Below are 20,494 nucleotides of genomic sequence, written 5' to 3'. Positions count from 1 at the left end.
GATTCTAAGTCCTGGAAGATAGATGCACAAACCGCGGTTTCGGTTGACACATTTCAAGCATTATCTGACGAACGCATTCGGGATCGGGCGGTCGGTGGCGGCACCGAACGGGATGATCTGCGTGCCCGAGGTCGAGCCGAGCATGAACCACGTCGCCGATGACGGACGGAAGACCGCGGCGTCCGTCTTCCCGTCGCCGTCGTAGTCGCCGGGAACCGGCGTGTCGCCTGCTCCGCCGAACGGGAACGAGTAGAACGAGCCGTCCTCCGATCTCAGGATGAACCATTCACCCGTGGTCGGCCTGAAGAACGCCGCGTCTGCCTTGCCGTCGCCCGTGTAGTCGCCAACCACCGTCCTGTCGGTCGATGTCCCGAACTGGAAAGCACGGTTGCCGCCGTCAGACGACCGCAGATACCACCATTCGCCCGGGCCCGGACGAAAGATGCCGATGTCCGACTTGCCGTCGCCGTCGTAGTCGGCCGTCACCGGAAGGTCGCCCGAGGCTCCAAAGGTGATGATCGAGACCCCGAGGTCGGACGAACGCTGGATGTACCATGTGTTGTTGGTCGAACGGAAGACCGCCACATCGCCCTTGCCGTCACCGTCGTAGTCCGCCGGGACGGGTGTGTCGCCCGCTCCGCCGAACGGGAACGAATAGAACGATCCGTCCTCCGATCTTAAAATGAACCACTCGCCCGTCGTCGGACGGAAGAACGCCACATCCGACTTTCCGTCGCCCGTGTAATCCACCGGTGCGATCGCGTCGGTGGACGTGCCGAACTGCAGTGCCGGAACCTGTCCGTCAGAGCTTCTCCGATACCACCACTCTGCCGGCCCCGGACGAAAGATACCAACATCCGTCTTCCCGTCCCCGTCAAAGTCGAATGGCGCGGCAGTTTGTTCGTACTTGAAGATCGAAACCGCTGCTCCACGACCCACCACCATATACTTTGCTGTAGTGCTGTAGTCGAAAACCAGACTCGTGCCCTGACCTGTAAAAGTACCTCGAACGCTATTTTCGCTCGAGATCGTTCCATTAACCTGACGATTGCCCTTGCCTAATGTAACCGCACCCGCATCGACAATTCCGCCGTTATCCCAGTTGGCACTATGAAACGCATACGTATTATCAGCGAAAACGCGTGTGGAATTATTGTTGCCATACGTGCCTACCCTATCGTCGTTCGTGCTGCCAACAATGCTATTGGCGGCGGAAACTGCTCCGGACGTTCCCGTGATGCCGTTTCCGAATGTTACTGCGCCTTTGTTCTGCCACGAAATGGAAGTAACAACATAGTTTCCGTTCAGCAGGACTTTTATGCCGGAATTGCCGATTCGGTCCTCGATGTTGCTGCCAACCAGACTGTTAAGCTCCGAGACGGCTCCCGTAACTCCGGTTGCTCCGTTCCCGAATGTAACCGCCCCGGCATTTGCAGTTGTTCCGTTATCCCAAAGGTCACTTCGGACGACGTAATTGCCGTTCGGAAGAGCAACGGCGCCGCCCCAGCCGACCTGGTCCATCGCTTTTGTTCCTACGATACTGTTGGAAGTCGTCACCGTGCCAAGCACGGGAGCGCTGCCGTTACACAACGTCACGGCTCCAGCATTCTGAATTCCGTTATTGTCCCAGTAAGGACTGCTGACCACGTAGTTCCCGTTCGCCAACGGCGTTACGCCGCCAAAGCCGAGGCGGTCATCAATGTCCGTTCCCACCATGCTGTTTGCCGAGGAGATCTCGCCCGTGATCCCTGTTTGCCCGTTGCCCCAAGTTATCGCGCCAAATCCCGATGTCGAGGCGACTACGTAGTTTCCGTTTGAAAGCGGCACCACAATATTGGCACCGCGGTACAAGCTGTTCGATATCGAGATCGGCCCCGAGATACCGGTGACACCGCTGCCCCAAATAGCCGCCCCGAGAAACCCTGTGCCGGGAAGGATCGCGTTCGGCAGGCTCACAACGTAGTTTCCATTCGTTAATGGGACGATCGTGGATTGCGAGAAACTGCCGGTACCGGCCCCGATAAGGCTGTTGACAGATGAGACCACACCGGAAATGCCGCCGGGCGGACCAAATGTCGCCGCCCCACGCCGAGTTGCTGTAGCGTCTTGCCAGATCTCGCTTAGAACAACATATCCGCCGTTCGTCAGGGCTTTTACGCCGCGGCTTCCAACAAAGTCTCGTACCGTTCCGCCGACAAGACTGTTGTCGGATGAGACTTGCCCGGTCAGGCCGGTTGTACCATTTACCCAGGTAACTGCTCCCCGTTCACCATTCCAACCGCGGTTTACGAGAACGTAATTCCCATCGGCAAGAGGATAAATACCGTCGAAATCGACACCAACACCCGGCGATCCGATCAGGCTGTTGACATCGGACATGGGACCGACACAAGGTTCTGAAAGGATGCATAATCTCGAGGCCGGTTGGCCATTGGCGAGCCGATTTGTGGAAACAACATAGTTTCCATTTGGAAGGACCGTGACCTTACCGACGAAGTCGACCGTTGAAACTCCAACAACGCTGTTCGAATCGGTCACAAATTCCCCGCCGACGACTGTTCCGCTGCGTTTGCTGACCGCCCCGCGACCGCCGTTCCAAAATATGGCGACCGCAGCGTAATCACCGTTGGGCAGCGCAACCGAATCGCCGACCCGGTCATTTACGTGATCTCCGATGAAGCTGTTCGAAACAGATGCGACGCCTTCAATTCCGGTCGCACCGAGCCCTAATGTGACAGTGCCGACATTCGGAACCACATAAGTCAGGCCACCGATACATATGTTTTGGTTCTGACTTTCCGGGACCGGAAGATCCACATTCGGACTGTTGATCGTAAAATTCCCGGAATGAAGCACCGTAATGCCATTCGACCCAAGATTGTCATTTTGACACTTGCCGGTGATTCTGCTTATCAGCTCGCCATTTCGCGTAAAAACGTAAACCGCGCCCGCATCCGCCACAAAATTTGGGGTCTGGATGTCGAATGTCGGATCAGTAACTACGAAATTGCCGTTCGGCAATGTCCTGATATGGCTGCCGAACGACCCGCTGCCGGCGGGCGGTAAAATGTCGATCGCGGTCGCCGCGAAAGAGTAGACAGTGCGGAAGACCGTCGCTAGGGAGAAGATCGTCGCTAGGGAAATGAAAAGTGTGAATCGGAGGGAGACCAACATTCTGCATTAAACTCCAAATTTGTATTTCAGTGGACTAGCCATAACGGTAACGTAAGTGAACAGATGAATCAAACGGCGTTCTCGTCTATGTCCCCCCGCGTGCGTGGTGATAAAAAAACGGCCCGGTTTGGTTCCGAGCCGTTGCTATAAAATGTGAGTTGCCTTAACTAGTCGACGAACTCGATATCAACTTCATGCGGGATGATGCCGGCGGCGACGCCTTCCTGCAACAGGCGGCGGACGCCTTCCTTGCCGCGGGTCCCGTAATCGAGCGTGAGGTCATTGACCCACATCGCGACGAAACGGTCGGCGAGCTCGGGCGACATATCGCGTGCGAACTGCATCGCGTAGGCGAGCGCGTCCTCGCGGTTTTCCATCGAGTACATGATGCTGCGGTGGAGGTGTTTCGAGACCTGTTTCATCAGGTCGGGGCCGAGGTCGCGGCGGATCGCATTGCCGCCCATCGGCAGCGGCAGACCCGTTTTTTCGAACCACCATTCGCCGAGGTCGAGCACCTTGTCGAGTCCCATCTGCTTGTAAAAAAGCTGGCCTTCGTGGATCAGCAACCCGGCATCAACGTCGCCTTTCTGCACAGCGTCGATTATCTCGTCAAAAGGAACGACGACATGTTCGAAATCGCGGTCGTACAGCCGCAGTGCGAGATAAGCGCTCGTCAGTTCGCCCGGAACGGCGATCTTCATTCGCCCGATCTCGCTTGCGTCGCGCGGTTCTTTTGAAACGACGATCGGGCCATATTTGTCGCCGATGCTCGCACCGTGAGGCAGCAAAGCGTATTTATCCGAAATATAGGCGTAAGCGTGGAACGAGATCGCCGTTACGTCAAAAACGCCGTTCATCGCATCTTCGTTCAGCGTCTGGATGTCCTTCAGCGTGTGTTCGAACTTGAGGCCCTCGGTCTCGAGCTTGTTGGTCGCGAGGCCGTAAAACATGAATGCGTCGTCAGAATCAGGCGAATGTGCGACGGTGATGGTTCTTACTTCAGGGGATGTTTCGGGTTTCGACGTCATATATTACAACTGACAGACAAAGACATTGGTGTCGTAGAAAACTTTTATTCTACCGCTTTCGGCGTGTTTGGCAAACAGGGCTTCGAGCTCTTCGATCATCGGCCCGAAAACCGGGTCATTCTCGTCCGGCATGTACGATGAAGAGAGCAGCCGACCCTTTAGGCCGTCAAAGTCGAACACCTGCTCGTTTGCAAACGTCTGACGCTGAAAATCGGTAAGGAAAAACGCCGCAAGCACTTCTTCGTTCACCTGTTCGTGCCTCACCTCGGCGTAATCGCGGCCGTATTTGAGAAGCAGCTGTTCGTATTCGCGGAGAAAGGCGGTCGTCGTTGTCTGCCGTTCGTTCCATATCAGGGCGACCCGGCCGCCGGGCTTTAAGATCCGCTTGAATTCGCGGCGTGTCGATTCCGGTTCGAACCAATGGAACGCCTGCGCGGCAACGACAAGATCACACGAAGCATCGGGCAGCGTGGTTGCGGCCGACGTGCCGTCGATGTTTTTGAAATTGGTAAACCCGGCCAGAAATTCTTCCGCCGCAGCCCGCATCGCCGCGTTCGGCTCGACGCCATAGACCGTGCATCCGGCCTCGAGGAAAGGCCGTGCCGAAAGCCCGGTCCCCGAGCCGATGTCCGCCACGACCGAAGCCGCGGTCAACCCGAGCCGGTCGCGAAAATACGCCATCATCTCGGCCGGATAGCCGGGGCGATATTTTACATAGTTCGCAACGCGGTTCGAAAACCGCTCGACCGTATTCATCCGTCAATCGCCCGCAACGAAAAAGACCATCTTCCAGACGCCGCCTTTTTTCTCAAACCCGGCGCGGTAATCGATCGAACTGCGGACGTATTCCGCCTTTACCCAGCCCGTCTTTCCGCCGAGCGTCCTGACCTTGTGCCATTCGGCCTTCTCGCCCTTTAACACGGATTCGGTCACCTTTACCACGTTGTACGAAAGGCGCCCGAGCACCTTGCCGTCGGTCGAGGCCTTGTCGCGAAGGTTGACGTTGCTGCCGATTATCGCCGCGTGTTCAAATGCGTCGATCTGATCGGGCCACTTGCTGAACGTATACGGCGCCATGAACATACGTCCGGTCACACCCGCCGGCGGCGAGAACGAACCGCCGTTCTTTATCACCGGGATGAACTCGGCCCAGAAAGCGTCGGCGTCCTTCCAAAATTCGCGAAAATCCTCGACGCCCTCGGTGTCGCCAAAGCTGAACTTGATGTCCTTGTCCATTATGCTGACGACGTAGTCAAGGTCTTTCCGCTCGGCAGCGGCGATCAGCTTGATGCGAAACGCCAGAAACGATTTGTCTTTCGCCGCTTCATCCACCGGCCGCACGAACCGCTCCTGTCCGGCCGCCGTCAAAAATGACGCGGCGATCAAAACGACCGTCGCGATCAGGCTTATCTTCTTATTCATCACTCACCTCTTCGCCGGTCCACGCCGAACGCTTCGAATGCGGGATGTCGAACTGGTCCAATATCCTGAAACACAGATGCTCGACGAGGTCCTCGATCGACTTCGGCCGGTGATAAAAACCCGGACTGGCCGGCAATATCCTAGCACCCGCACGCGAGAGCCTGAGCATGTTCTCAAGATGAATGGCGTTATACGGCGTCTCACGCGGGACGATGACGAGCTTGCGGCCTTCTTTCAGGCATACGTCGGCCGCACGATGGATCAGGTTCGTCCCGGCACCCGATGCGATCGCACCCAGCGTTCCCATCGAACACGGTACGATGATCATTCCTTCCTGCTTGTTCGAACCCGACGAAGGCTTCGCCGCCAGGTTGTCCAGCCGCCAATACCTTATCAGCTTCGACGCCGCGTCGAGCCCGAGCCATTCGTTGATGCGGGCGGGCGTCGGGTCTTTGAGGTTTACGCCCATCTCTACCTGTGCGACGGTGGCGGCCGTGCCCGACATTATCAGGTTTATTGTCTCGACCGCGCCGCTCGCCGCCAGCAGCTGCAGCGTCCGGTAAGCGTAGATGGTGCCGGATGCACCGGTGATGCCAACTGTGATCTCCATATCGATATCAAGATATTAGCCCCTGGGCCGCCGAACGCAAAGACCGCAGCGCCGAGGCCCGCCTGCCTTTTGTGATACGAATCGGGCGGCGGCTTCGCGTTAATGGTCGGAGCGTGATAACACCGGCGGGAATAAACGCCCCCGATCACGCGATCAAAGCAGTGTGAAGGTGAGAAATGAACGAGTTGTCATGCAGAACGTGTATATTCCTGCTCGATCTTGTCAGTAATGACGTGGTCGCGGCGGTCATCATAAGGCTGACGTCCGTATACAAATACGCCGGCATGCTCGTTTAACGATCTTTCATTTTCCTCCTAAGTCCTCTTCTCGGCGGGAACGGTTTCCCGCCTTTTTTCCTTTCGCCAAAGAGGCACTTCCGGCTTCGCTCGTCACTCGCCGCTCAAACCTGTTAATCTATCGGTTCGATGAACATCCGAGACCTGGAAAACATCCTCGCCGCGTTCAAAGCGGGCGAGTTGAACGAGACGGACGCCGCCGAACGCATCAAGCATCTTTCATTCGAAGATATCGGCTATGCCCGCGTCGATCATGGACGGGCTTCGCGGCAGGGTTTTCCCGAGGTCATTTTCGGCCTCGGCAAACGGCCCGAGCAGGTAGCAGGCATCTTTGAGCGGATCGTCGAGCGTTCGCCGAACGTCCTGATCACGCGGACGACCGCCGAGGTCTACGGGCTGATCCGCAACATCCACACCGACGCCGAATGGCACGAAGAGGCGCGCGTCATACGCGTCTTTCGCGACCGCACCGAGCTCGGCACCGGCGAGATCACCATCTGCACCGCCGGCACGAGCGACATCCCGGTTGCCGAAGAGGCCGCCCTGACCGCCGAGACGATGGGCAACCGCGTCCAGCGCATCTGGGATGCCGGCGTCGCCGGAGTTCACCGCATACTTGCCGAACGCGAGCGGCTCCAGGCGTCGCGCGTCGTCATCGTCTGCGCCGGAATGGAAGGCGCACTGCCCTCGGTCGTCGGCGGCCTCGTCAGCGTTCCGGTCATCGCCGTCCCGACCTCGGTCGGCTACGGAGCTTCGTTCGGCGGCCTCGCCGCCTTGCTCGGCATGCTAAATTCCTGCGCGTCAAACGTCACCGTCGTCAACATCGACAACGGCTTTGGCGCCGCCTTCTCCGCCAGCCTGATCAACAGAAGTCAGAATTCAGAAACCAGAAGTCAGTAGTGCAAATGCAGAGGCCCGCCTAGCGGACGCACAGGCGGAAACCCGACCGGTAGGGAGGGTGTCTCTTAAAGGATGAATGATGCATGATGATTCCGGAATCTCGAATTCATCATTCATCATTCATCATTCCCCATTCATCATTCATCATTCATCATTCCCATTTGCTACTCATTGTCTGTTGATCGCTGCATACAATGCGTATAGCCTTTGACGGAAAGCCGACACCCAGGTCCGCACTCCCGATAATGCCGCATCCCGTCAACAAAAAGCTGCTCAAACAGTTCGGCGACCGCATCCGCTCTCTCCGCACCGCCCGCGGCCTAACCCAGGAAAAACTCGCCGAACTAACCGGCTTTCACCGCACCTACATCGGCATGATCGAACTTCTAAACTTAAGTGTCGAGTCGAATTTCTCGTCGTGCTAGACGTGCTAGACTTGAGGTTGCATAAAGGGCGTAGGGAGTCACACTGCTTATTTCGTAGGTAGCTGACCTTGAGGGAATTTAGACTGTGCGATTCGATTCATTCAGATCTTCATCAAAGAGGGCGAGCCTCGTCGCATCAAGCATTAAATCCAATGATACTAATCCAGAACGGGTACTCAGGTCCGAACTTTGGCGTCGCGGTCTTCGTTATCGTAAAAACGTATCATCACTTCCCGGAAAACCGGATATCGTCTTCCGCTCCGCAATGTTAGTTGTATTCTGTGATGGAGATTTTTGGCACGGATACGAGTGGGAGTCACGGAAAAATCGAATCAAATCTAATCGCGCGTATTGGATCGAAAAGATCGAAGCAAACATTCGTCGGGATCTAAAAACCACAAAACAGCTTGAGGAAATGGGCTTCCGTGTAGTTAGATTTTGGGAACACGAGATAGCAGGTCGTCTCGAAGAATGCGGCGACGTCGTAGAGAGAATGGTCCGAAGCGTAGGATCGCGGTGACTAATTGGAAGCAACGATAGTGTTCCAGCGCTCGCGGTGTTCATACTTTAAGGCCCCATCAGATTCGATGAGATCAACATACTTTGCGATAAATTTTGCAGGATCGTCTAGTAGTCTTAAATAGTATTTGACTGTCTCCGTGACGCCATTAATTATGACATGACATCCGTGGACGTTTTTGATGTTCTCAATTTCTGCATCCATTAGAACAATTTCGTCTTTCGATGGTGGTGCCGTCGACAGGATATAGTACCGATTTACTTGCGTCGTACTGAATTTTGCAAAGGCATCCTTGACCATTCTCACACCGATTGGTATCCGAAACTTTATTTCCAGAGCTTCGAAGGGAGCGTCCCGACCATCAACTTGAACATCGCCAATTCGTCCACTACGCCTGTCAGCGGAAGTATGGCTCTCTAAAGGAAGAAGTTGCTTGTCACGGTACCTTTCCATTTGCCCCATAATGCACTCATACGTTGCGTAAACTGCAAGTACAGGCAATCGAGATGCTCCTTCCGAGTCGTAAGCCGCGTCAAAGTGCTGCTCGATAAGTTTTAATATTTTTGCAATTGGAAGAGCGGTCGGCTTTGCAAGATCTAATTTTTGCTTGTCGCGAACCACGATCGATTGTTCCAAAATGTATCCGAGAAAAGTCTCAGGATCGCCGGTCCCTTTCTCCAGACTATCTAGTAGACGTAAAAAAGCGTCCTTTAGCGATTGCGGCCTTATTTGACCACCATAATTCAGATCATAAGGGCTATTTTGCTCAAGCGATCTTGTTAACCAGCCGCTTTCGGCCATCGCAGGAAAGCGTTGGTCCTTTAGGAACGGGGTTATGTATGTAGAATCAAATCCCCGACCAGAATAGCCATTTGTCATGTTCGCCTGATGAAGTCGAATATCTTGCGAAGGCCACAAAGCCTTGTATACCACACTCGTAACCAAAACCGTGAAAACACCCTTTGCGCTTTCCGCGCGGCGTATCACGGTATCAAGATCGTCGAGATCTTGTCGTCGAAGCTGACCTTCATCCGTGAGCTTCTCCCCGACGACTCTGCCCACAGCTTGCGTGTATTGACGCTCTAGGAATACTCTCGGATTCATTAAAAAGCCTTTAAAAAAATTGCTTCCGAATTTCTTTTGCGATCGCCGCGACCATTGGGACAGCGACCGAATTCCCAATCTGCTTGTACAATTCAGTTTTTTTGTCGATAAACTTAAACGAGTTTGGGAACCCCATCAGTCGATAGCATTCGCGCAGAGTTAATTTCCTGACTTCCCCTTCGTGCAGGATCCAATATCTACCTGTCGGCTCCTGGGATGAGAGCGCGGGATGAACGCCGTCGGCAGAATAAATTCGATTTGGTTGCTTGTGGACTCGCGACAAATGTTCGGTTCCCGGGCGCACACCCGCTTTCCTAATTCGCTTATTCCTGTAACCAGCAAAAATTAGGCCTGACGGCTGCACTTTGGGATCGGAAAGGAGGGTATATTCTTCATCCAAGTATTCATAGTGAACGTTTTCCTCAAGAATATCCCTTAAAACCTTGGAAGGCTTCCGCTCGAGCTTTGAAAAATCAAAGCGCTTATCGCGATTGCCGATAATGATTATTCGTTCTCGGTTTTGCGGAACGCCAAAATCCGCCGCGTTCAAGACTTTGAATTCGGTTTTGAACCCGAGGGCCTCCAAGTGGTGGAGTATGGTTTTCAGTGTCCTTCCGCGATCGTGATGCACTAAATGCTTCACATTCTCCAAAAAAACGACTTCCGGATTTCGCTCCTCGATTATTTTGAAGACATGGTATATGAGGGTGCCCCGAGTATCTTCGAACCCCTTTCGCTTGCCAGAAATACTAAATGGCTGACACGGGAAACCAGCAGAAAGAACCCCAATACCCGATGGAACCGACATTCTAACTTCTTCTTTCGTAATGTCACCGTGAGGAGTAATTCCGAAGTTTAGTTTGTACGCTTCCTGGGCGTGTGAATTAATCTCCGACGCAAAAATGCATCGCCCACCCGCTTCCTGCAAACCGATATGGAACCCCCCGATTCCGGCAAACAAATCGACAAAGGTGAAAGCGTCAACCGTACTTTCTAAAATCCCTGATTCTTTAGATTCTTTTCGTTGGGTCTGACCGGACTTCAAGCGACAATTTTTTGCCTTTGACCTTTTATTTTTTGTTTTTGAAGTCCGCTCTTCGATTGCACGTGAGTACTCGTTTACATCGAGTTCAAAGATTCTTCGAACTTCGTCAATTCCGATCTCGTCGTTTGGAATGGACATCATGCTGCGAACGAAAGTTGGATACCGCCTAATGCTTAACCGGACCCCCTATAGACGGCGCGTTTCCCAAAGAAGACCGAGAGTCGCCGGTGTGGCCCCTTATTGATCAGTAAAAGCTGAGATGAAACTGAGAAAATCAACTCCCATCGCTTGGCAAAACGCTCGAAGCTCAACGATGTCAATGCGACGTTCGCCGCGTTCGACCTTGCTGACGAAACTCTGTGATTGGCCGAGGCGTTCGGCGACCTCGGTCTGCGTTAAACCCTTTTCCTCACGGGCATTTCGGAGCTGTTCGAGGAACAGGGAGTACTCCTTGGAGTAAATTGATTTTTCCATCGGTGATTGTGTTCTAAAGGCAAGGTATAGTCCGATTTCGAATAGTCCAAAATCGAATATTGGCGAGATAAGCCCTTACTTACGTGCGGGCTACTGACATGCGACGGCCGTGGACCGAGATGGCAATCTTCTTGCTGACGTAGTTGCTCCGGTCGTTATCGGTCGAGGTTTTGGGAAGCGGTCGTCAGGGCGCGGGGACGGCGGCGGATCTTGAAATACTCGATGTCTTTGAGGTCGAGGATAAGGACGCCTTCGGCATCGATCTCGACGCGGGGAAAGCGGACGGTGCCTTCGATCTTGATCCCGTGCCGGCGGCAGAACCGGTAGGCGCGGATGCGTCGGCCGCCGTAGCTGCCGCGGATGCGTGCGGGAAACCCGTCGGTTTGGGTGACGCGTGCGGGCATGAGCCCGATGACGTGCGTTTCGCTGTCGTACATCACGAGGACGCTTTCGGGCGCGCCCAACGCTTCGTGTGTGAACCGGCTGAGCATTATGTCGCCGTCGCGGTTGAGCGTCGCGTAAAGCTTGCACCAGCGGCCGAGCCGGTCGTCATTCGGAAAGATCTCCCATTTTCGACGGATGTGCTTTTTTGTTGTCGTCATCATACGTTCGTAGTATCATATGAAACGGATGATGTGTCAAGAGCGAAATTTTGTCTAGCCTGAGATTTCCGCTGGTGGCCGGTTACTGGCTGTTTGTATGCTGTTCGTCGTTCGGCTCGTCGCCGTGCAAGGTAAAATGTTCGTTTTATTGGCTCGTTTATTTGCATGGTCGCTGTTCTGGCCCGGTCGATCGCCATCTCGGTGGTTTGGCCGCAACATCGGCGTCGGGCGATGCTGCCATCCGCCGCGCTATCATCCGCCGTCGGCGACTGCCCGCTGCGACGGCCCGAATACGCCCGACCATCGGCTGCGGCACACCGACCACGCCCGACGACGTGCCGACCATCGGAGACAAACCGTAAAATTCCCTTATTTTGTGCGCGATGCAGGCCGTCAACGGCCTATGGATGGATCAGTACGTATAACCTGTCGGCCCATTCTGAACGTGCATTCTTGAGTATCTCGTACTGAACTAGTGCGAGGTCTTTGTTGCCTTGTTTGATGTATGCTCGTCCGAGATTGAACCGCGCTCCGTCATGGTCGGGATCGTACCCCACGGCGGTCGTAAACGCAGCGAGACCTTCGTCGGGCTTGCCGAGCTCAAGGTAAGCCTCGCCTAGCGCATTGTACGTTTTGGCGTCCGGTTTATAGGTCTTTAGCTGCTCGAATGCGGCGACGGCATCGGCCCATTTCTTCAGCTTCAAATAAGCCTCACCGAGCTTTTCCATCGCATTGGCGTGATCGGGCTTCAAGGCGATCGCCCGCCGATATGCAAGTGCCTCTTCTTCGGTGCGGTTTAGCTTGTTCAGACCAAGCCCGAGGGCATATTGGGTCTCGGCACTATCATCGTCGAGCCTTATAGCCTGCCGATATGCATCGACCGATTCCTTATACTGCCCGAGGGCATAGCTCGACGCGCCGATGTTCACATGCGTCGCCGACCAATCGGGCCGCAGTTTCGCCGCCTGCTTCGACGCTTTCAACGCTTCGGCGTGACGGCCGAGCACACCGTAGCAAAATCCTGCCTGATACCACGCTTCGGTGTAGTTCGGATCGAGTTCGGCGGCACGCTCAAAATAGGGTAAAGCCCTTTCGAAATCGTCACGCGAAAGTTGTGCAACTCCTTGTGAATACGCACGTTCGGCCGCCGCACGCTTGTTCTTCAGCGATTCGGCCGATAGGTTCGATACCGTCTGCAATGCACCGATGCGCATCTGCATGATCCGTTCCGCCGGAACCGCGAAATTTAGGCTCTGGCCCTCGGCGGCCTGAAGTGTAGCAACGCCAATGACTTGGCCGTACATGTTAACCACCGGCGAACCGCTTGACCCTGGCGATATCGGCGCGGTTATCTGAATGACCTTGCCATAACCGGGGATCTCGCGAACGGCAGAGACGATGCCGTTCGAGATCGATGCCTCGAGACCGAAGGGGTTGCCGACGACGACGATCGATTCGCCTTCGCGCGGAACCGTCCGCTCGATCGGCAGCGGGACCGCAACTCCCCGCGGCACTTCGACTTGCAGGAGCGCGAGATCGCCTTCGCCGTCGATCGCAAGCACACCGCGAACCACAAACCTCTTTCCGTCCTGCAGATGCACCTCGACACGCGCCGATCTCTCGATGACATGGCGATTTGTTACGATGCGTTCCGACCCAATGAAAAAGCCGCTCCCGCGTGATATCAGATTGCCGCGAGCGTCAAAACTCTCGATCGCGACCGATGAAGGTTTGATCCGGCGAACCAGGTCAGGCAAGGTGTCTTGCGCTAAAGCCGCGGACGCCGTTGAGAAAATGGCGAAAAGGAAAAGCAGTGCTCTTGGCTTAGAAAAGCGCATACGGTCGATCGCGTTGAACAACCGAATTATATGCTCTTTAATGTGCCGTAACAAACTAATTCGTGCGGCCTAGTCCTCACGCGGACTATTGAACAACACCGTTGCCGTCAAGGGCCGTGTACACATCGGTCGAATAAAGGCCCAGCCATCTATCGGAGCTAGGCGTCATGAAGATCTCGCCATAGACCCTGTCATTGAATTGCTCAAGGTCGCGAACCTCGCTTCTGTTCAGCAATGAGTAGATCTGTGTCCGATACAGAAAATCATTCCGCGTGGTATCGAGCGAGATAAATCGGCCCAGCTTCTCAAATAAACCCGCAAGCTCGCCTTCGGTCCTGCCTGAGTTTCGGTTCTGTCGACGTATGAATGCCTTGCTTGCTGCATCTAGCCCGTTCTCTTTGATGTAGATCGCCGATACCTTTTGCCAATCCGAGAGATCTATCTGCGGCTCGAAGCGGGCAAAATTATCGTAAACACGGAGCAGCGAGATCTCGTCGACGACCGCCATTTTGGTCGCTGCTATCGGTGCAGCGCTTAACGCATCGGTTCCGCCGCCTGTTTCCTTCAATGAGATCTCGGCGAGCTTCAACGCGTTGTTGCGCCGCTCCTTTATCTTGTCAAAGCTCAGTTTTCGATATCGCAATAATGCCCGATGCCGGTCAGCCGCTGGGTGTCCGTCGATAGATCGGTTTACGGCAGCGGCCTGTTTCAAGTAGATCAGGAACGCGTTCGGACCATAAAGTCCTGGCAGTGCATCGATGATCATTCCGTGTTCATCGAGAACGTAATGGATCGAATTACCGGTGATCGTTCGTTCGATCTTGCGTCCATCACCAAAATCGATCGTGATCCGCGGTGCGGGCCGGACCGACCGCCAATGGAGAACGTAGTTTTCGCGAAGGTACGCTGCCAGTTCCTTGTTTGCATAAAGGATCGAGCGAAAAAGACGGCTGTTCGCGCAAGAATACTCTTCGTTGAGGTTGCCAAGCAGCCGCAGCGAGAGGATCGGACGGTTTCGATCGTCAGCGACATTCTTCGCCTCTTCTAGGTCTGTGTACCAATAAAGTCCTGATGCATAGGCGTCCTTTTGCATTGCTACGCTGTCGATCGCCGAGGCTAAACGCTGCCAGTTGCCGCTCTTATCTCCAGTCGCCGAAAAACGCTCAATGTCCAATGAATGCACTGCAATAATCGCGTCCAGGCCCTTCTGACCCATCCCTCGCAGTTCGGCGATCGCAGTCCGCGAGGCTTCAGCATCGTCAGAGACGGCTGCCCGCGCCAGTTCCTCTTTAGTGACTCCGTTGGCCATCGTGTGAGCCGCATAAATAGCAAGCATGACCGCGGCTCCGATAAATCGTTTTAATAACATAAGCTTACTCCAGCATCTGCGATCTCAAAACGTTATTCGTTTGACAACTCGCAGAGGTGAATGGTTGCTTTGCGAGCGGGCGTTAGTTAGTGCTATAACGATTTCATCATGACAAGAAAGATCGCGCTCGCCGCAGACCATGCCGGATTCGAAGAGAAGGAACGAATCAAACACACGCTCGACAAGCTCGGTATCGCTTTCGACGACATGGGTACTGATTCACCTGAATCTGTCGATTATCCCGATTACGCGCGCCGCGTCGCTGAGGCCGTTGGTGACGGCAGATATGAACAGGGGCTGTTGTTTTGCGGATCGGGCACAGGAATGGCGATTTCTGCAAATAAGGTCAAAGGTGTTCGAGCCGCTGTCGCGTGGAATCCGGAGATCGCACGACTTGCTCGCGAACACAACAACGCAAACGTGCTTGCCCTGCCTGCAAGATTCACTACGGAAGAAGAAGCGGCCGAGATCGTAACAGCATGGTTCGAGGCCGAATTTGAGGGCGGCCGTCACAAACGACGTGTCGAGAAGATCAAGGATATCGAGCATTCTTCGGGTCAAAATGCCAAAGCATGATCTATAGGATTTACATTCCGGCCTTTCCGTTAAATCAGTTCGTCGACGCATTCGTCTATTTCGAGCGCGTGGAACATGAACATGCCGTCGACCGATTTCTTCCGAACGGTGATACCGAGATCCTGATCGATTTTCACGACACGCCGCAGTTCATATACGACAACGATACGTTGAAAGAGATACAGGCCTGCAATCATGTTTGGACTTCAGGGTTGCGTACCGAACCAATAACCATACCGTCGGGCAATGGTGCCGCCATGATGGTCATCGCGTTCAAAAAAGGTATGGCTGCTCCATTTTTTCCATTCCCAATGCAGGAGATCACCGATAGCGTCGTTGACGCCGATCTTGTCTGGGGGAACGATTTTGTCCATCTTCGCGAGGGCTTGCTTGAAACGGACGACATCGATCGGAGATTTCGAATGGTCGAAGAATTCCTGCTTCTGAGCTATGGCTCGCGGTTGGAGATAGATCCGTGCGTCGCATTCGCCGTACGCGAGATCGTCAACCGCCCGGATGCGACAAACATTCGGAAGATGAACGATCAGATCGGTTATTCACACAAACACTTTATCGAGCTTTTTCGCCGATCGATCGGAGTAACCCCAAAGGCATATCTCAAGATCATGCGCTTTCAAAAAGCGATCCGGACGATCGACGCGGCCGTTTCGATGGACTGGAGCCAGATCGCCCAGGAATGCGGGTTTTATGACCAGGCGCATTTCATAAACGACTTCAAACATTTTTCGGGCTTTACGCCAGAACAGTATTCTGCGATCCATTCAAACTACCAGAATTACATTCCCGTCGGTTAGGTAAATTTTTTCCAATACGATCTTTGGGTATGGCATTATTCTCATTTTCCTATGGAGAATATTCAGATCAATCACATCGCCGTATTCGTTTGTGCAGTGATGAGCCTCATCATCGGCGCCGTTTGGTGGTCGCCGCTTCTATTTGCAAAATCGTGGCAACAGGAGAACGGACTTTCTGACGAACAGCTTGCTAAGGCAAATCCGGTCAAGAACTTCGGCCTCTCGTTCGTGCTCGCCTGGATAATGTCGTACAACCTTGCGTTTTTTCTGGGTACGCCTGATACGACCTGGCAGTGGGGTTTGGCCGCAGGCCTGCTTACAGGAGTCGGGTGGGTGGCGGCGATGTTTATCGTGATCGCGTTGTTTGAAATGCGTTCGGTCAAGTACATCGCGATAAACGTCGGTTATATCATCGTCTACTTTGCGTTCATCGGTCTTATTTTAGGTATTTGGAGATAAAATATGGCTCAAAAAACTTCGGGCGAATTTGAGAAAGAATTCATCGACGGCCTGGCCAAAACGACCGGGCGGGATCTTGATTCCTGGTTAAAGACGTTAGATTCATTCGCCAGCAAAAAGCGAAACGAGGTCATCGCGTGGCTAAAGACAGAGCATGGCTTTGGCCATATGAACGCCTCGCTTCTCGCCGGGGTTCACGCAAACGGCGGAAAGCCCGTGTATGCCAGCACCGACGACCTTCTCGAGAATCAGTTTGTGAAAGCGGCGGATATGCGGGAGTTGTACGATGACTTTGTTGTGTTTATCAAGCGGAATTTTCCTGACGCGAGTATCCTGCCGAAAAAAACATACGTTTCGATCCTGGTAAATCGAGAGTTCGCAGCGGTAAACATAAAGCCAAAAGAACTCAGGGTCGGGCTGGATCTTGGTGACCGCCCGTTCGATCAAAAGATCGAGAAAGCAAAGCTCTCGGGGCCGATGCCACGGATTTCGCACATGTTCGTGCTAACCGATGCAAAACAGCTGGATTCGGAAATCGTTGAATTGTTGAAAACATCGCACGATAGATGCCACTAAGCGACGGCCTTGCGAAGAAATTCAACCAATGGAGCCGCTGTTTCGAAGCTTGAAGCGAGCTTTTTAGGATAATCGGGAGCGACGGCATCTTTCTCAGTAAAATTCTCACTTACTGTGAAGGACTTTAGTTTGAGAAATTCGATCGCGGGGTGATTTGCGTCAAAGCCCTTAGGTGGCCGCGAGAGTCGTTCCCCGTCGAGTTCACCGAAACGTTTGCTAAACGCCTTACCGCTGACGATCCGGTTAAACTCGTCACCATTCGCCGCAATGTAAGAGCGGATCCTTTGCAGTTCAGCTCCGTCTGGCATGTGTTTGCCGGCTGCAGCAAAGAACATCCCGGGCTGAATATGGAAGTAATATCCGGGCAGCATGTTCTTTTTGCCGCCGGGTGTGATGAATGCTCCGAGGTTAGTTTTATATGGGCTCTTGTCGGTTGAGAACCTGACATCACGATAGATCCGAAAAACGCAAGATTTCGGATCGATACCGGCAACACTTGAGTCGAACTTCGATATCCGGTCGATCAGATCGCCGGTAATAGCGATAATGTTGTCGTTTGCCCGGACAAACATATCTTTGTGTTCATTGAACCATTGGCGCTCGTTATTCTTCTCGAGCATTTTGAGAAATTTGATCGTTTCTTTCGACAACATAATCTGCGTATATTAGCACAGCAGGATTTAAGGCGATCATGACAAATTTGACAATTTCTAGAGACTTTTTCGCAGTTTTTTTCGTACTGGTCGTTGCTCTGGCAGCGAACACCATCGATGCGCAGGCACAGCCGGGTTCGGAGATCGAATATCGGTCTTATCTGGCGCATATCGCGGCAGCATCGAACGCGCTTCGCGTCAACGAAACTGGGGAGGCCAAACGCTGGATCGATGGCGCACCAGTCAGATATCGCGGTTGGGAATGGTCGTATTTAAGTTCGCTGGCAAATCAGCACACAATGTCGAGGACCATTCACGATGCGCCGGTAACTGCTATAGCGGTCAGTCAAGACGGAAAGTTCCTGGCTTCCGCATCCGCAGATCGAACGGTGAAAGTAACGAACGTAGAAAGCGGTGACGAGATATTCAAGTTCAGCGACCCTAAACTGATTCCCCAGTCGGTCTCCTTTAGCTCTGACGGTCGAAGGTTTCTCGCAGCATTTTCGCGTCATACGGTCATTGTCTGGGACCTTGCAAAAAAGAGCGAAGTGAGCCGACTCCAGGGCCAGGGCAAAGGGATCACGGCCGCTGTGTTCAGTCCGAATGACGAGCTGATCGCTTCGTGTTCATGGAATGTGTCGCAGCAACGCGGTGTCTGGGGCATCGTTGAGATCTGGAACGCCGCGACAGGCGAACCGACCAAGCAACTCGAATACGGCATCAAGCCGCTTGTTGGTATTGCCTTTAGTCCGGATGGTAAGCAGTTAGCGGTCGCTTCATGGGAAGTAGATAAGATCGCGGCCGTTTGGGATACATCGAACTGGTCGGGCCCACGCGTAATGGAGACAGAGGGAGACGAAGTTTACAAGGCCGGACAAAGTATAGCTTTCAGCCCCGATAGCAGGACGCTCGCCGTTGGGGGAAAGGACAATGCAATCCGCATCTGGGACTCAGCAAACGGCAAAATGATCAAAAAGCTTGGCGGGCCTGGACGCGGTCACGCTAAGTGGGTCAACGGTGTGGCATTCACGCCCGACGGACGCGATCTTGTTTCAGCCTCAACAGATCAGACTTTGAAGGTTTGGGACGTCGCTTCCGGCACAGAGCTTATGTCATTTCGCGGCCACATAAAGGGTATCAACGCAGTCGCTGTAAGCCCTGATGGACGAAACCTGTTTAGCGCATCCGGTGACACGACGATAAAGGCTTGGACGTTCTCTCCAACCGATGTAAACGCTCGGCTGTGGAAGCACGACGGTTCGGTATACGGCTTTGCGGTCAGTCCGGACGGAAAAACAGCTGCTACGGCCGCATGGCAAGGAAAACTTAGGCTTTGGGATATCGCATCCGGTAACGAGATCGCCGTCTGGCAAGCTCACGGCCAATCAGCAAATGCCGTGGCGTTCAGTCCTGACGGAAAAAGACTTGCTAGCGTTGGAAATGACAACAGGATCAAACTTTGGGATATCGCTTCCAGAAAGGAATTACGCACATTTGAAGAAGCAAAAGGCAATCAGTTGATCTCGGTCGGCTTTAGCCGCGATGGCAAAAATGTCCTCGCGACGTCATCGATGGAGAGTGCAAAGATCTGGGATACTGATACCGGTAAACTTGTTCGCAACATTGACCACAAGAATGGAGTGACCTTCATTGCTCTGTCAGCCGACGGAAGAACGATCGCAACCGGAGGCACCGATGGCAAGATAGAGCTTTGGGAAATGAATTCGGGTAGAAATGTTGGAACGATCCATTCCGGCACAAGCCGCGTCCTTTCTATCGCTTTCAGCTTGGATGGTAAGCTATTAGCCGCAGCCAGCGGTCGAACTGTCGGACTATATGACGTAAATACACAGAAGGCGATCTTTAAGGTAGGCCATGATGAAGGTGTGTACGGTGTCTCATTCAGCCCGGATGGCCGCCGGCTCGCATCAGCTTCATCCGATCAGACCGTGAAATTATGGGATACAGTAACCGGAGAAGCCGTTCTGACGATGCCGTTTGACGAATCGATCTACGGCGTTCACTTTAGCCCGGACGGGAAGCGTATATTCGTCCTGCCGATCGGGAACGACGTTCGCGTATTCGGATCACGGGATGGACAAAAATAACGCTCGCATTAGCCGTAGATTGCAGCCGCCCTGGCGTTCATTTCCTCCGGCGATACGTCTTCGACACGTGTCGCGAAAGCCCATATGTGTCCGAACGGGTCGCGAAATTGTCCCGACCGATCGCCGTAGAACTGGTTCTCGATCGGACGAAGCACCTCCAACCCCTCAGCAACAGCCCTTTCCGCAAATCTGTCGACGTCCTCTAGGTAGATCATAAGTTGTACCGGCGTCCCCCCGATTGTTTGCGGACTTAGTGCATTCATGTCAGGAAACTCATCCGCCATCATGACGACCGCATTACCGATCTTCAACTCCGCGTGGCCGACCATTCCTGGTTGACCGATACGAAACAATTCAACCGCTCCGAACGCCCGTTTGTAGAATTCGATCGCTGCCTCGGCGTTCCTGCAAATTAGATATGGAGTGACGCCTTCATAACCCTGTGGGATCGGACTAATGGTGCTTGTCATGTTTTTCCCTCCTCAAGATCGGAATTGCAC

22 protein-coding genes are annotated in these 20,494 nt (G+C 53.7%); 9 read left to right on the top strand and 13 right to left on the bottom strand.

What is annotated here, in order from left to right; all coding sequences use genetic code 11:
• Positions 1-60 precede the first annotated feature (60 nt).
• From IPM28_15265 to IPM28_15245, 5 genes are all read right to left on the bottom strand, one after another.
• Positions 61-3,174 (bottom strand): VCBS repeat-containing protein, encoded by a 3,114-nt coding sequence (locus IPM28_15265; GenBank protein ID MBK9174341.1) that lies wholly within the window; start codon positions 3,172-3,174, stop codon positions 61-63.
• Between the two features lie 167 nt (positions 3,175-3,341).
• Entirely contained in the window at positions 3,342-4,202 is an 861-nt protein-coding gene (locus IPM28_15260) for an ABC transporter substrate-binding protein (protein ID MBK9174340.1), read from the bottom strand.
• A gap of 3 nt (positions 4,203-4,205) precedes the next feature.
• Complete coding sequence (locus IPM28_15255; GenBank protein MBK9174339.1) at positions 4,206-4,958, bottom strand: class I SAM-dependent methyltransferase; 753 nt, start codon at positions 4,956-4,958, stop codon at positions 4,206-4,208.
• 3 nt (positions 4,959-4,961) lie between these two features.
• Positions 4,962-5,624, bottom strand: a complete 663-nt coding sequence (locus IPM28_15250; protein ID MBK9174338.1) for an SH3 domain-containing protein — start codon at positions 5,622-5,624, stop codon at positions 4,962-4,964.
• Positions 5,617-6,234 (bottom strand): UbiX family flavin prenyltransferase, encoded by a 618-nt coding sequence (locus IPM28_15245; protein MBK9174337.1) that lies wholly within the window; start codon positions 6,232-6,234, stop codon positions 5,617-5,619. The genes IPM28_15250 and IPM28_15245 overlap by 8 nt, the downstream gene beginning before the upstream one ends.
• Before the next feature lie 425 nt (positions 6,235-6,659).
• Here IPM28_15245 and larB point away from each other — a divergent pair, with 425 nt between their 5' ends.
• From larB to IPM28_15230, 3 genes are all read left to right on the top strand, one after another.
• A complete protein-coding gene (gene larB, locus IPM28_15240) occupies positions 6,660-7,430 on the top strand; it encodes a nickel pincer cofactor biosynthesis protein LarB (protein ID MBK9174336.1) in 771 nt (256 codons plus the stop codon).
• Positions 7,431-7,675: 245 nt separating this feature from the next.
• Entirely contained in the window at positions 7,676-7,855 is a 180-nt protein-coding gene (locus IPM28_15235) for a helix-turn-helix domain-containing protein (protein ID MBK9174335.1), read from the top strand.
• Between the two features lie 85 nt (positions 7,856-7,940).
• Positions 7,941-8,375 (top strand): very short patch repair endonuclease, encoded by a 435-nt coding sequence (locus tag IPM28_15230; GenBank protein ID MBK9174334.1) that lies wholly within the window; start codon positions 7,941-7,943, stop codon positions 8,373-8,375.
• Here the strand turns inward: IPM28_15230 and IPM28_15225 are convergent, their stop codons facing one another.
• The 4 genes from IPM28_15225 to IPM28_15210 form a co-directional block, all read right to left on the bottom strand.
• Complete coding sequence (locus IPM28_15225; protein MBK9174333.1) at positions 8,376-9,479, bottom strand: DNA methyltransferase; 1,104 nt, start codon at positions 9,477-9,479, stop codon at positions 8,376-8,378.
• A 10-nt stretch (positions 9,480-9,489) separates the two neighbouring features.
• A complete protein-coding gene (gene dcm, locus IPM28_15220; protein ID MBK9174332.1) occupies positions 9,490-10,662 on the bottom strand; it encodes a DNA (cytosine-5-)-methyltransferase in 1,173 nt (390 codons plus the stop codon).
• A 99-nt stretch (positions 10,663-10,761) separates the two neighbouring features.
• Positions 10,762-10,998: a helix-turn-helix transcriptional regulator gene (locus tag IPM28_15215; protein ID MBK9174331.1), complete on the bottom strand. Its 237-nt coding sequence runs from the start codon at positions 10,996-10,998 to the stop codon at positions 10,762-10,764.
• A gap of 155 nt (positions 10,999-11,153) precedes the next feature.
• Positions 11,154-11,603: a hypothetical protein gene (locus tag IPM28_15210; protein MBK9174330.1), complete on the bottom strand. Its 450-nt coding sequence runs from the start codon at positions 11,601-11,603 to the stop codon at positions 11,154-11,156.
• Positions 11,604-11,650: 47 nt separating this feature from the next.
• Here IPM28_15210 and IPM28_15205 point away from each other — a divergent pair, with 47 nt between their 5' ends.
• Positions 11,651-11,962 (top strand): hypothetical protein, encoded by a 312-nt coding sequence (locus IPM28_15205; GenBank protein MBK9174329.1) that lies wholly within the window; start codon positions 11,651-11,653, stop codon positions 11,960-11,962.
• A 39-nt stretch (positions 11,963-12,001) separates the two neighbouring features.
• Here the strand turns inward: IPM28_15205 and IPM28_15200 are convergent, their stop codons facing one another.
• Positions 12,002-13,438, bottom strand: a complete 1,437-nt coding sequence (locus IPM28_15200; GenBank protein MBK9174328.1) for a tetratricopeptide repeat protein — start codon at positions 13,436-13,438, stop codon at positions 12,002-12,004.
• Positions 13,439-13,523: 85 nt separating this feature from the next.
• Positions 13,524-14,807: a hypothetical protein gene (locus IPM28_15195; protein ID MBK9174327.1), complete on the bottom strand. Its 1,284-nt coding sequence runs from the start codon at positions 14,805-14,807 to the stop codon at positions 13,524-13,526.
• Positions 14,808-14,915: 108 nt separating this feature from the next.
• On the opposite strand from IPM28_15195, the gene rpiB reads away from it, so the two are divergent.
• Genes rpiB through IPM28_15175 form a run of 4 tightly spaced genes read left to right on the top strand, consistent with a single transcriptional unit; the run spans position 14,916 to position 17,233 of the window.
• Entirely contained in the window at positions 14,916-15,383 is a 468-nt protein-coding gene (gene rpiB, locus IPM28_15190) for a ribose 5-phosphate isomerase B (GenBank protein ID MBK9174326.1), read from the top strand.
• The gene (locus tag IPM28_15185; GenBank protein MBK9174325.1) at positions 15,380-16,198 is read left to right on the top strand and encodes a helix-turn-helix transcriptional regulator; all 819 of its coding nucleotides are present in this window, start codon (positions 15,380-15,382) and stop codon (positions 16,196-16,198) included. The genes rpiB and IPM28_15185 overlap by 4 nt, the downstream gene beginning before the upstream one ends.
• Positions 16,199-16,249: 51 nt before the next feature.
• Positions 16,250-16,657 carry a DUF1761 domain-containing protein gene (locus IPM28_15180; protein ID MBK9174324.1) on the top strand — a complete coding sequence of 136 codons (408 nt, stop codon included), beginning with the start codon at positions 16,250-16,252 and terminating at the stop codon, positions 16,655-16,657.
• 3 nt (positions 16,658-16,660) lie between these two features.
• A complete protein-coding gene (locus IPM28_15175; protein ID MBK9174323.1) occupies positions 16,661-17,233 on the top strand; it encodes a DUF4287 domain-containing protein in 573 nt (190 codons plus the stop codon).
• Here IPM28_15175 and IPM28_15170 read toward each other — a convergent pair.
• Positions 17,230-17,886: a DUF2461 domain-containing protein gene (locus tag IPM28_15170; GenBank protein ID MBK9174322.1), complete on the bottom strand. Its 657-nt coding sequence runs from the start codon at positions 17,884-17,886 to the stop codon at positions 17,230-17,232. The genes IPM28_15175 and IPM28_15170 overlap by 4 nt on opposite strands.
• A 47-nt stretch (positions 17,887-17,933) precedes the next feature.
• Between IPM28_15170 and IPM28_15165 the strand changes: the two genes are divergently transcribed.
• Positions 17,934-19,994, top strand: a complete 2,061-nt coding sequence (locus IPM28_15165) for a hypothetical protein (protein ID MBK9174321.1) — start codon at positions 17,934-17,936, stop codon at positions 19,992-19,994.
• 8 nt (positions 19,995-20,002) lie between these two features.
• Here the strand turns inward: IPM28_15165 and IPM28_15160 are convergent, their stop codons facing one another.
• Positions 20,003-20,464 (bottom strand): VOC family protein, encoded by a 462-nt coding sequence (locus tag IPM28_15160; GenBank protein ID MBK9174320.1) that lies wholly within the window; start codon positions 20,462-20,464, stop codon positions 20,003-20,005.
• Positions 20,465-20,494: the final 30 nt, after the last annotated feature.

The sequence above is a fragment of the Chloracidobacterium sp. genome (assembly GCA_016716305.1).
In the GTDB taxonomy this organism is placed as follows: Bacteria; Acidobacteriota; Blastocatellia; order Pyrinomonadales; family Pyrinomonadaceae; genus OLB17.
Note: the sequence above shows the minus strand (reverse complement) of the source record. Positions and strands in the feature narration are given on the sequence as shown.